This window comes from Emticicia sp., from assembly GCF_049241225.1.
Classification (GTDB): Bacteria; Bacteroidota; Bacteroidia; order Cytophagales; family Spirosomataceae; genus Emticicia.
Genome location: NZ_JBMLRC010000409.1, coordinates 13020 through 26018, shown reverse-complemented (window position 1 = coordinate 26018; position 12999 = coordinate 13020). Strand labels below are relative to the sequence as shown.

Annotated in this window: 10 protein-coding genes and 1 riboswitch; of the genes, 2 read left to right on the top strand and 8 right to left on the bottom strand. The window is 34.2% G+C overall.

All coding sequences use genetic code 11. The features are described from left to right. Positions 1 to 786: 786 nt before the first annotated feature. The 5 genes from ACOVO2_RS21280 to ACOVO2_RS21260 all read right to left on the bottom strand — a co-directional run bounded on the left by ACOVO2_RS21280 (position 787) and on the right by ACOVO2_RS21260 (position 6806). Positions 787 to 1113: a hypothetical protein gene (locus ACOVO2_RS21280; protein WP_421771920.1), complete on the bottom strand. Its 327-nt coding sequence runs from the start codon at positions 1111 to 1113 to the stop codon at positions 787 to 789. Between the two features lie 49 nt (positions 1114 to 1162). After that, complete coding sequence (locus ACOVO2_RS21275; protein ID WP_421771919.1) at positions 1163 to 1930, bottom strand: ParA family protein; 768 nt, start codon at positions 1928 to 1930, stop codon at positions 1163 to 1165. Positions 1931 to 2670: 740 nt separating this feature from the next. Continuing rightward, positions 2671 to 3729: a DUF5074 domain-containing protein gene (locus ACOVO2_RS21270; RefSeq protein WP_421771918.1), complete on the bottom strand. Its 1059-nt coding sequence runs from the start codon at positions 3727 to 3729 to the stop codon at positions 2671 to 2673. 61 nt (positions 3730 to 3790) lie between these two features. Continuing rightward, entirely contained in the window at positions 3791 to 5779 is a 1989-nt protein-coding gene (locus ACOVO2_RS21265) for a TonB-dependent receptor plug domain-containing protein (RefSeq protein ID WP_421771917.1), read from the bottom strand. Between the two features lie 210 nt (positions 5780 to 5989). Beyond that, positions 5990 to 6243, bottom strand: a riboswitch (cobalamin riboswitch). 137 nt (positions 6244 to 6380) lie between these two features. Next, positions 6381 to 6806, bottom strand: coding sequence for a helix-turn-helix transcriptional regulator (locus tag ACOVO2_RS21260; RefSeq protein ID WP_421771916.1), 426 nt, complete (start codon positions 6804 to 6806; stop codon positions 6381 to 6383). A 909-nt stretch (positions 6807 to 7715) separates the two neighbouring features. On the opposite strand from ACOVO2_RS21260, the gene ACOVO2_RS21255 reads away from it, so the two are divergent. Further along, complete coding sequence (locus ACOVO2_RS21255; RefSeq protein ID WP_421771915.1) at positions 7716 to 9014, top strand: voltage-gated chloride channel family protein; 1299 nt, start codon at positions 7716 to 7718, stop codon at positions 9012 to 9014. A 120-nt stretch (positions 9015 to 9134) separates the two neighbouring features. Here the strand turns inward: ACOVO2_RS21255 and ACOVO2_RS21250 are convergent, their stop codons facing one another. After that, positions 9135 to 9941 carry a 2,3,4,5-tetrahydropyridine-2,6-dicarboxylate N-succinyltransferase gene (locus tag ACOVO2_RS21250; protein WP_421771914.1) on the bottom strand — a complete coding sequence of 269 codons (807 nt, stop codon included), beginning with the start codon at positions 9939 to 9941 and terminating at the stop codon, positions 9135 to 9137. A gap of 542 nt (positions 9942 to 10483) precedes the next feature. Between ACOVO2_RS21250 and gap the strand changes: the two genes are divergently transcribed. Next, positions 10484 to 11497: a type I glyceraldehyde-3-phosphate dehydrogenase gene (gene gap / locus ACOVO2_RS21245; RefSeq protein ID WP_421771913.1), complete on the top strand. Its 1014-nt coding sequence runs from the start codon at positions 10484 to 10486 to the stop codon at positions 11495 to 11497. A gap of 41 nt (positions 11498 to 11538) precedes the next feature. Here the strand turns inward: gap and trmB are convergent, their stop codons facing one another. Continuing rightward, on the bottom strand, positions 11539 to 12198 hold the full coding sequence (gene trmB, locus ACOVO2_RS21240; protein ID WP_421771912.1) for a tRNA (guanosine(46)-N7)-methyltransferase TrmB: 660 nt from the start codon (positions 12196 to 12198) through the stop codon (positions 11539 to 11541). A 141-nt stretch (positions 12199 to 12339) separates the two neighbouring features. Continuing rightward, positions 12340 to 12999, bottom strand: a 660-nt coding sequence (locus tag ACOVO2_RS21235) for a glutamate ligase domain-containing protein (RefSeq protein WP_421771911.1), incomplete at its 5' end; no start/stop codon positions are given.

Sequence of the window (12999 nt, the reverse complement as noted above, 5' to 3'; positions counted from 1 at the left end):
AATATTTATATATAGATTTATATCTATTAAGTATATATGTTATAATAGTTTACTGTATTCCTACTCACACACTCGGCTCTCTATTCACTTTGTTTCCCTCTCGCCTTCACTATTCTTACTTCCTTGACTATACTTACATCTCACCACTCTCGTATAATTATTTCTGCGTAGAAATTATGTATCAACTGTGTTAGTGACTCCTTTTATCCTTTCTGAGAATTGAATAAAAAATTTTATCTGATACATTGTGCATGAATATCAAATTCTCAGAAAGCTCAAAAATGGCATTTTTGGCCAGTTTAAAGTCTTTACCAACGTTTTAAGCAAAAAACTTTCAATACGGAATATCATAACTTTAGATTTGAAAGAATGAGAATATATATAAAATTCTCAATGGATATCATAAAATTATTCTAATGAATTGTATAAAGAGAATTTACAAATAATTAACAATCAATTAGTTATGAGAATTTCTGTGTGTTGATAACTGACTTTGAAAACATTCAAATGTATGGTTTTCGGAAAATAAAATCCACAAATGCAGAAAAATCCACGTGGAACATTTGTGGAAAAGTATCGAATACTTGTGAATATCCGTTTTAAAGGAATTGAGTCCCCTATCGAAATATTGATTATTTACTCTAACAAACGATTATTCTGCAAAAAGAGCACGGTATCTAATTGCAATGGCAAAAGCTCCATTTCAGATGATACCGTGCTCTCTATATTTCAGATTAAGCTTATTTTTAAGAAGTTATAAATATTCGATTCTAAGCTCAATTGAATTTAGCTCATAAATGCCTTTAAAGCTTTGGGTTTACGTCCAACTTTCTTACGCATCTTTACTTTCTCCGGGCGTTCTTTTATTTTTTTGTCTTCAAAGAATACTCCAAGAGCTTCAATGATTATATCTTTCTGAGACATCCCTTCCCAATATCCATAGTCTTTCATTTGTTCAACCAGTTCATTCGGGCAATCGAAAGTTACTTTAGTTGAAGGCCCAGAATCTTGAATTGCATTTAATATGTTATTGGCCGGGTTGGTAGCAACATTTTCTGTTGCCTTTCCAGTTGGCACCAAGCTTTCAAAGGTGAAGTTTTTATTTTTTGCCATTTTATTTATTTTTTACTTTAAGTCCATTAACTTATTACGTTTTCTTAGATTACTGTTGTTTTAAGCTTGCTAAGATTTCCTTAGTAAGATTGTAGTAATCCATTGCACCATTACTATCCGGAGAATATGAAAAGATATCTGTTCCATTAGCTTGTGCTTCCGAAACCGCAATATTGTCACGGATTGTTGTCTTGAAAAATTTATCACCCAATTGTTGTTTGGTTGCTTCTATCAAATCATTGCTGAGTTTCTTGTTTATCTTTGGGTTGTATCGAGTAGCAAAAACACCACCTAAATGAGTATTTGGACTAATCTGTTGTAGCTCTGAAGAATAAATCAAGAAATTTCGTAAACCCTCATAACTCAAAAATTCGGCTTGAAGTGGAACCAAGTACATATCGCAAGCAATGAGAGCAATACGAGTCATACCCGAAAGTGTCGGTGGACAATCAATCATGATAAACTCATAATTTTTCTTTACCTTATCGAGTAATAGTTTTAAGTTGAATGGGAATACTGGCGATGCCTTAATGGTATCTTCTTTAGAATTAAGTTCGGCCGAGCTTGGCAATAAATCACCAATAGGAGTTTCAATGGCTACGGTATCAAACGCTAGTTCGCCAGTCAGATAATTGCCTACATGATTTCTCCCTACTTGAGCCTCTTGTACTCCGAAGCAACGGGTTAAACTTGCTTGCCCATCGAGGTCAATGAACAATACCCTCGCTCCTGCAAATTTCTGAAACGCCGCTCCTAAGTTTTGAGTTGAAGTGGTTTTACCTACCCCGCCTTTGTTGTTAACTACGCTAATAATCATTGGATATGAAAGAATAATATTTACCCGCAATATATGGCAAATAAAATATATCAACAATATCAATGTAATTAATTTTATCCACAGTATTTTAAAATAAGAAAATATCAATCAAAATATAATTATATATAATTTAATACTTTTAAATCATATAAATTTATATATAGCTATAAATGTTCTATTTTAATGATTATTTTAAATAGTATATTTTATTTATAATGTAATAAAAAATCCATATAAATAAATAGTTTTATTTTTTCATTTATTATTAAAAATACAATATGTTTATTTTTAATAAAAATTATAATAATTAATAAAAAGTATATATGCATTAAAATGTTATGTAATAAATTAATTAATAAAAAGTATTGTTAGTATATAACTAAATATATGTCACAACAATATAAATCAGTATAAATAGTATAATAAAAACTTAAAGTTAGTTGTTTGAGTGCTTGAAAAAGAGGCGTTTTAAAGGGTTGAATTTTTGTGAAATGATAAGATACCTTACTGAGTATGTTGAGGTTGTTTTAAGCGTGTTTATGGCGGTAAAAATGAGGGCTACTTTGCTTATAAATTGGATGGAAATATCTCGCATTGGCAGAAACTGTTGTTTGAGAGAAGAATTAGTCAGATTTAGACAAAAATATAGGCAATTTGTGTAGTCATAAAACGCAAAAAAGAAGAAAGTCACCTTCCTCCTTTTTTGTGTTTTGTAAAAATCGGTAACTTAAAATTTGAGTTTATTTAAAATAGAATCCGCTTGGAGCTATCTCAGTTTTTACTGAATCGATTAGTGTTCCAGATGTTTGGTATCTGAAAACATAACCAGCTTGAACGTATGATGGAATTATACTTGCATAAACTTGACCACTTTTTTTGTCGAAACCTACCGAGGCAAAAGAGCGATTGATAATAGTCTTTTGTGTTTGGCTTGCGATATCAAGTGCAACAACAGTTCTATTGTATGAATAAAACAAAGTCTTTTTGTCGTCGCTAATAGATAAATTACTTGGATTTTTAGTTGCGTCACTTCCTGCTTTAATTGTAGTTTCAATACTTTTTGTAACAGGATTAAATAGTACAAGGTTAGGACCAGCAGTCATCCAAATTTTATTGGAAGCATCTAAACTAAAAAAACCAGGATGTCTTCCTACTTGGACAGTACTTGAAATTTCATCTTTTTGAATATCAAGAATTGTGATGAACGTTGAGCCATCATAGATTGAACCAAGATAGGCAGAGTTCCCTACAACAATGATACTTTCACAAGCATTGCTGATTGGGATTTTCTTGGTCACGGTGTTGCTCACTAAATCTACTACGGCTACATAGCTTGTTTTATATTTGTAGTCGGCATTTGTACCGAAGCAAGTAATGTATGCTTTGTTAGTACCTACTTTAGCAACATCTCTCGGATTTTCAATGTCGGTCTTGATGGTAGCGATTGATTTGAAAGTTCGAGCATTGACTACTTCAACCAAATCTTTTCCTGCCGTTGAGTTATCTACCAATATTAATCCTTTATCATCTACTTCTCCGTAGCCCGCTACACCACCAGCAAGCGATTTGTTATTCTCCTTCATAAATACATCTAATGTGGCGGTTTTACTATTGCGGCTAATCAATGAAACTGTTCCGTTATTACTGCTAAAGTTACCTTCATTAATTACAAATACGCCTTCATCATAAGGCTGGGTGGGAGTGCTTTCTGTTTTCTCGCAAGAGCTAAGTGCGAGTGTCGTTAGTGAAATCAAACTAAGATTTCTGAATGTGCGTGTTGATAAAAAATTGTCTAACATTTTCTTTGGGCGGACCTACCGCAATTTTCTGTGAATAATTATTTTATATAAAGTGTGTGAATTACTGATGAAAATTAAACACTGCCGCTACCTGAAAATTGATGCCAGGCATAGCGTTGCGTTTGACGTTGGGATAAACTGTGTTTGTAAGATTATTAGCTTGAAAAATCAAGTTGGCATCTTGAGACATAATTTTGATTTTGTGTGTAAAAGTTGTGTTGAGGATAAAGTATGGCGGAAAAGGCTGACCAGAGTGGTCGAAGGTAAAATATCGAGTAGAATTAAAGCTGCCTTGAAGGCTTATATTCCATAGTTTTTGACCGTAATAAATACTACCTGAAACTGCATGGCGAGGTACATAAATCAGTTGCTTACCGATGAGGTCTTGGGCGTAAACATCATACACCTTTTGTTGCGAAGCATGAGTCAATGAATAAGCTAAAATTAAGCCCGCAGAGCGTAGTTGTAGGAAGTCATTGTATTTTAATGATGAGTTTATTTCTAAACCTTTACTCAAGACCTGTTGGAGGTTTTCAACCCTGTAATTTTTTTCTGGGTTCCAGTACGTCCAGTTATCAATTAAGTTATGAAAAGCATTTATCGAAATAGAAGATTTGAAGTACTGCCCATGTAATTGTTTGTAATCAAATCCAATCTCTTTATTGAATCCGTTTTCGGGTTGAATAGCAGGATTACCCAGAACTTTCCAATAACGTTCGTTCAATGTAGGAAGTCGATAACTACGAGCAACATTGCCCAAGAAATCTAATTGACTGATTTTATTCGTAAAAAGATTATAATTTAATCCAAATGCGGGTGTAAATGGTGCTTTGTATCGACTTGAAAAAGCTTGTCGAAGGTTTAAAGTTGTTATGAGCTTATTTGTTTTTCCATTAAAATGAAATGCTTTACGAATAAGTGCGTAGGCATCGCCCCTATTTTCATGGATAATTGCAGGCCCATAACCGTCAACTCTGGTGGCATAATGAACGAATTCGCCCCCAGTTCTGACGATCAGACCATTCTGCTTTGCAGTTGTTTTATGGCTAATAAAGTCGTGTTCGGTTCGAATGATGTATCTATCAGTTGAGGCATGGCTTGGATTTTGGAAGTCACCTTTGCCGTAATCTAAAATATCTCTGATAAAGCCCAACTTTACAGAAGTATTGTCAAGTTGAGTGCCTGTGATAATACGATAGGCCTGTGTCTGAGTAATTTCTCTAAAATCAACGATATTTGGCTGAATGGTTAGTTTATTATCGGTAAGCCAAGCATTCAGGTAAATAAGTCGATATGACGATGGTTTATTCGTATTAAATCTAAAATATAAATCCTGTACGAATCCTTTTTGGGTTGTCTCCGAAGGTTCAATTGAATATTCTCTTCCGTTATTGTCGGTTCTTACAGCATCTACTGGAGCAATTTTACCATTGAAATTTCTGATGTTTCCGCCATAAAATAAGGTTTTTCCACTTAACGAACCCTTTTGAAATGATTTACTGAAACGTGTACCAGCATTCAAATTTCCACTTCTAAAACTCCCGTATTGTCCGCCAATAATAGCATTAATGCCTTTGTTATTCCAGTTAGGTACAGAGCTAAGTAATATGCTTCCACCAACAGCATCGCTACCTACACAACTTGCCGATGAACCGTATTGAATAGCCATTTGGTCAAAGCCCATCAGTGGAATAGTAGATAAATCTGATAGTCCGACGGTCGGTGAATTGATATTCAAACCGTTCCATAAAACTGCCGTGTGGTTTGCTGAAGTGCCACGAAATGATATGGTTGTGAGCTGCCCAGAGCCGTAAGATTTGAGAGCAATTGGTGCCTGAAATTGTAAAAATTCGGAAAGGTTTTGATACTGAAATCGAGCCAAATTGATGGAGTCAATTTTCTGAACTTTAAGACCAGCCATGAACTTTTCGGTGGAAAATCCGAATACTTGAACTTCACTCAACTGCTGACAATCTTTACAATCTGTCGGCAAATTTTGTTGTGAAAATGCTCCTACTGATATGCTCAGTCCCCAGCCTAAAAGCAACATTTTTTGAATGTTTTTTGGGCGATAACTAACCATTTTTTTGATACGCCGTAGTGCAGCGTTTGATGGATTTTGCATCAGAAAATGAATAAAAGTTTTGTGCAAAAAGCATCAATCAAAGACCAATAAGTCAGCCAGCCGATGCTATTCGACAAATAAAAAAACAAGGATTTTTATTATGATTCGCAGCATTGCTTTTCCTCCGAAAGCAAATGATACACGTAAATTACGGCAGGTCTCCTGACTCACCTCACTGATTGCAACACCTTCCCGCTCAATTCAAAAGCAGTGGTAAAGCTAAGTATGCCATAGACAAGGCAATCAGTTTTCAGAACAAAAAGTTCTGAAGAGGTTTACAGTTGCGGGGACAGTTCTCGGTTGGAGCATTGCTGCTGGACGAGATTCCCTATTAAGCTAAAAGCACAAAAGAAGATTATGCCGATAGCACCGTAATTCAATACAAAGGTAATGGAATAAATTTGATTTGAAAAAGAAGAGTATAATATGTTGGATGGTGGAGGAAAAAAAAACAGCCAAAACAAACGATATGTGTTTTGGCTGTCCAGTTAATTTTTAATGAATCTCAATTTGGGAATAATATTTTTTAGTTGTTCTTAAATTCCTGGATTGTTCCGTCAGTAAAAACAACCATGATGCGGGCAATACTACCGTGGCTGAAATTTGACAAAATGGCAGGATTCAGATTTTGTTGTACAGGATTCAGCTCGGGAGATTTTCTTTCATTCGATTCTCGTGGAGAATACTCAGGGCGTTTAATGCTCGTAAGTGCCTGATTATTAGTGGGTTGAGGGGTTGTTTTTATAGCAACATCATCATCTTCTAAAAACCAGTTGAAACCTAATTCTGGGTATCTACGGTACATTTTCTGTACAATTTCGAGACTTGGCTTGTTTCTATCCGATAAAATGTGTGAAATACTCGGACGAGGCACACCTATCTCGTCAGCAAACTTGGTTGATGTCAAATCTTTCTCACTTATGAAGCGTCTGATTTTTTCGTTGAGGTTCATTTTGTTACAAAGTTAAATCATGAATTTTACATAATGAAACAGTATAAAATAGTAAATAGTTACAATTATAAACCGATCATGTTACAAATATAAATAGTTTAACAATGCAAACCAAATACTTTTGTAAATATATTTTTAGGATTGTAAATAGTTGTGTAGTATTGGCTGTTTACATGCTGTTTACATGCTGTTTACAAAAATTAACTCATTGATTATAAGTCATTTATGTGTCATGATAGCTTTGGGTTTTATCTATTTGTGAGTGGTACTATTGAACATCGTAATTTGATTGGGGCGGGCGAAAAATTGAATGCAAATGTTTCAGTTGACCTATTTAATAACTATCCGTGGATTTTATTGATTTCATAACATAAGTAAATTTTTTAACAAATGTTTTGCATAATGAAATCTTTATTTTATATTTGTAAACAGAAACAAGAAAATGATAACAAGTGCTTTTCTATATAAATTAAAAAATTATCGACTTACGTTGCTTTTCTAATTAACGAGAATTTTAAGAAAAATTTAAGTAAAAGGTTTACATTGAGGGTAGCAATACCACAATTTGGGATTCAATCGTCATAAACTCCTGTCTTTCTGAGGTGGGAGTTTTTTATTTTACTAAGGTCTGGATTGCTAAGTGATAAGACATTTTGTCGGTCTTTTTATTTTTTCTACTTAATTTTGAGAATATCAGTGTCTTGTGAGAGTTGGATATTTACCTTCGGATTCGCAAAAAATAATTTCTGAGAGATTCAGAGATTCTTGATTGAGGCAAGAAATTATTTAAACCATCAAAAAAACATTTTAAAAAAACTGACGCATTCGCCATCTTTAAAACCCAACGCATTCGCAACAAAATTTTTTATGCTTAAATAAACATCTCCCCTACGCAGAAGAGTAAACATCATGAGTATAGACAAAAAATTATTTTCTATTGATCAACTGGACATAGCTAAACAACAGCTAAGAGGTCTTTTGTTGGTTACGCCTGTGGCAATTATATCTGGCCTTGTAGTTGCATTTTTCCTTTGGTTGCTTGATGCTGTTACACATCTTAGGTGGAATAATATTTGGTTGATTTATTTTTTGCCTTTGGCTGGGGTATTCATTGTGTTGCTATACAAGCATTTTGGTAAGGGTACTGAAGCTGGGAATAATCTGATAATAGAGGAGATAAACGAAAGTACCGATAATGGAGTTTCTATTCGCATGACTCCATTGATAATCGCTACAACTGTACTTACGCATTTGTTTGGAGGTTCGGCTGGCCGTGAAGGAACTGCAGTACAGATTGGAGGTAGTATTGCTTCTTATTTTTCAAGACTCCTAAATCTCAAAAAAGTTGATAATAGCATATTGCTCATGAGCGGCATTGCAGCAGGCTTTGGAGCTGTATTTGGAACTCCAATAGCAGGAGCAATATTTGCGATGGAAGTGCTTACAGTTGGGAGAATAAAATATGAGGCTTTATTGCCATGCGTGTATGCTTCAATTCTCGCTGATTTGGTCTGCTCTGCTTGTGGGATAAGTCATACACATTATCATATTAACTATCAGGATGCTCACACATTAATTGGGTCTGTGAGTCTAAACTTGAATTTGAGTTTGTTGCTGAAAGCTTTTGCAGCTGGAATTGCATTTGGATTGGCAGCGTTGTTGTTCATTAGACTTTCGGAGTTAATAAAATCAACTGCCAGCAAATATATCAAACAAAGTTTATTAATTCCGGTAGTTGGCGGAGGATTAGTATTGTTGATAAGCTGTATGCTAAACACTGATGATTATCTGGGGCTTGGAGTGAATACTCAAAACGGAATTGGAATAAGTATTGTATCCGCTTTTGGAAGTAAAGTAGATACTTTTAGCTGGCTATTGAAACTACTTCTTACAGCTATAACATTGAGTATGGGTTTTAAAGGTGGAGAAGTGACACCATTGTTTTTCATTGGTGCAACACTGGGTAACTCAATAGCGGCTTTATTGGGTGCTCCAATCGACTTATTTGCGGGATTAGGCTTTATTGCAGTGTTTGCTGCTGCTACTAACACACCACTAGCAAGTATAATTTTGGGAGTAGAATTATTTGGTGGGGAATATTTATTGTACTACGCTATTTCGTGCGTTTTAGCGTATTATTTTAGCGGTCATAAGGGAATTTATCACACCCAGCGTGTGGAGGTTCCTAAAGTGCTTAAAAATAGCTAAAATAAAGATTTTGAGGAGGTTCTTTTAAACGTGTTCAACAAGTGGAGGATTTATTCACAAAAACGCCCATTCAAGAATCCTGAATGGGCGTTTTTGTGAATTTAGGTATTTATTTGCTGATTAAACAGACACATTATTTTCTCTCAAAGCTTCATTTAACGAAGTTTTAAGGTCTGTACTTGCTTTTCTTTGGCCGATAATCAACGCACACGGAACACCAAACTCTCCAGCTGGATATTTTTTAGGTAGCATTCCAGGAATTACAACCGAATTTTCAGGTACATAGCCAATATATTCAGTTCCTGTGTTTACGTCGATAATCTTAGAGCTACCTGTAATTGTTACACCAGCACCTAAAACTGCTCTTTTACCAACTCTGGCACCTTCTACAACAATACATCTTGAACCAATAAATGCTCCATCTTCAATAATAACCGGAGAAGCTTGTGGTGGTTCTAACACTCCACCGATACCTACGCCGCCACTTAGGTGAACGTCTTTACCGATTTGGGCACAGCTTCCAACGGTTGCCCATGTATCTACCATAGTACCACTATCTACGTATGCTCCAATATTTACATAAGAAGGCATCATGATAACGCCTTTTGCTAAAAAAGCTCCATAACGAGCAACCGCTGGAGGTACAACACGAACTCCTAAAGCATCGTAACCGGTTTTAAGCTTCATTTTATCGTGGTATTCAAATATACCCACTTCTTGTACAGACATTTGTTGCATTGGGAAGTAGAGGATGATTGCTTTCTTTACCCAATCATTAGTAACCCAGCCGTCTGCAGAAGGCTCTGCCACTCTTAATTCTCCTTTATCGACTAAATCGACAATTTGCTTTATTGTTTCTTGCGTATTTTGTTCTTTTAATAACTCACGGTTATCCCATGCTTGTTCGATAATTTCCTTTAGATTCATTGTTTAAATTATATGTAAATTAATTGTTCACCTTTATTGGCCTAATTTGCTTATAGTCAAGTATTTACGATTGTTATTTAAGTATTTTTTAAGGATATGTTTGGTTTTATGTTATTGTATTTTTTTAAGAAGAATAATATTTGGCACCTAGGTAACTTTACCATAGAGGGTCCTTCTTTTAATAGTAATCAAAGATAGGAATGAAAGAAATAAAAAACAAGCCTATCGTGTAAAGAAATTATTGGCAATGAATATCTCCCCTAGCCCGCTTTAAAAAGCGTAATAATTAAACATAATACACTATTTGATCAGCATAAAAGACAGTTTATTCAGAGTTCATAAGCAATTTTATCTATTTTAAATGCTAAATATATTAGTATTTAATACTAAATTTCAATTAATAAATTAGTAATTAATACTAAATAGATTAGTATTCGTTTTTATTTAGTAATTATAATTCTTCTAAGTTTTGCATATTTCTTTATACTTTCCCATAATTTTATTAACTTGCAGCGTATTACTTAAACCAAAATTTTACGTAAATGTCAAAAGTTAAAGTAGCAATTAATGGATTCGGACGTATCGGTAAATTAGCGTATCGTCAAATTTATAACATGGAAGGTATTGATGTAGTCGCAATTAATGACTTAACAAGCCCTTCAACACTTGCACACCTTTTAAAGTATGATAGTGCTCAAGGCAGATTTAACGCTACGGTTACGTCTACAGAAAATAGTATTATCGTAAATGGTGATGAAATCAGAATCTATGCTCAACGTAATCCTGCGGATATTCCATGGGCTGAGCATGATGTTGATGTAGTTTTAGAATGTACAGGTTTTTTTACTGATAAAGATAAAGCTGCTGCACACCTAACTGCTGGAGCAAAAAGAGTAATTATCAGTGCACCTGCAACTGGTGATTTAAAAACAATCGTCTTTAATGTCAACCACAGTATTTTAGATGGCAGTGAAACCATTATTAGCTGTGCAAGCTGTACAACTAACTGTTTAGCTCCAATGGCTAAAGTTTTAAATGATAGCTTCGGAATTATCGCTGGTAGCATGACAACAGTTCACGCTTATACAAATGACCAAAATACATTGGATGCTCCACATGCTAAAGGTGATTTGAGAAGAGCGAGAGCAGCGGCGGCTAATATTATTCCAAATAGTACTGGAGCTGCTAAGGCAATTGGTTTAGTATTACCAGAATTAAAAGGTAAATTAGATGGTGGTGCTCAACGTGTACCAACTATCACTGGTAGTTTAACAGAATTAACCTGTATTTTAGAAAAAACAGTAACACTTGATGAAGTAAATGCTGCAATGCAAGCTGCTGCAACTGAAAGTTTTGGTTATAATACAGACGAAATCGTAAGTTCTGACATCATCGGAACAACTTTTGGTAGCTTATTCGACGCTACTCAAACTAAGGTTGTAACAGTAGGTGACAAACAACTTGTTAAAACGGTAAGCTGGTATGACAACGAAATGAGTTATGTAAGTCAACTTGTAAGAACTGTAAAGTATTTTGCAACTTTGATTTCTAAATAATATTTCAATTAAAAAGGGGCTTTTAAGCCCCTTTTTAAAATCTATTTTCTATTTTTCGATGCTAAGTAATTAATTTTATAGCCTTGAGCAACGAATAAACGCTCGTAATGAGTTTCGATACCATAGTGCTCAACCAATAGTGGTGAAGTATATAAATCAGTTGTTTGTCTCAAAACCTCAAACCCTGCAGCTGGGATGGTCTCCAGCGAATATTCAAACAATGGATAATTATCTGTTTTAAAGAAAAAGTCACCATCATTTTTAAGAATTTTCTTGTATAGTCCCAAGTATCGACTGTTCGTAAGCCTCTTTCGTTCTTCTTTATCTCTTGGTTGTGGGTCTGGATGAATCAACCAAATCTCATCAACTTCGTTATCTTCAAAAAACTCTTCTAAAAAAGCCATTGAAGTCCTCAAAAAAGCAACATTGGTCAATCCCCAATCATTAGCACGTTTACTTCCACGAGCAATTCGGTCGCCTTTTATATCAATTCCAATAAAATTTTTATCAGGAAACTCTTTTGCTAAACCTGTAGTATATTCACCCTTACCACATGCTAATTCGAGAACAATGGGATTTGAATTTTTAAAATATTTTTCTCGCCACTGTCCTTTGATAGTCGTATAGAGCTCTTTTCCTCTTTCGACAACATTTTCAGATTCAGCATTATACTGAAATCTTGGTAGTTTTCTTCTTGCCACTCTCCTACTTTATTTATAAATTATTGATTATCAACTATTTAGTATGAATAAACTTTCTATTAATATTATATTATAAAAAGTATTATATGTATTATTATTTAATATAATATAGATCCTTTATTATGTATAATACATATTAGTCTATAATTTATCTAACTCAGCAACAACAAAAGTGCTGCCACCAATATAAATTAAATCATCTTTTTGAGCCTTTTCTTGAATAAACTTCAAAGAATCATTCACGCTGAGAATTGAATATCCTGATATTCCGTGCGACTCAGCTATTTTTATCAAATTCTCAGAGGCCAGTGAACGAGGTGTGTTTGCTTGACAAAAACAATAAATCCCATCTTTAGGAAATAATTCCAGGATTTCGTCAACGTTTTTATCCTTTACAAAACCAAGAATAAAATATTTCTGCTTGACATTTAACTTCTTGATTTGATCAAGTACAATTTTCAAACCATGTTCATTGTGTCCAGTATCACAAATAGTCAACGGTTTCTCTGATAAAATTTGCCATCTACCTTTCAGTGAAGTTAAAGTAACTACTCCTGAGATTCCTTCCGAAATTGCATCATTAGAAATGGTAAATGATAAGTCGCGTAATATCATTATAGATTGAATGACTCCCGCAATATTTTTTAATTGATAAGGACCAATCAATTGTGAATTTAAATCTTGGAAAATAAGTTTTGGAGAATCATTTTCTATATTGAAAACATCAACTATTAAATTAGTTGAAATAGTTTCCTTTTCAACAACACTAAAATTTTCAGATGCAAAGTAAATTTCGGAATT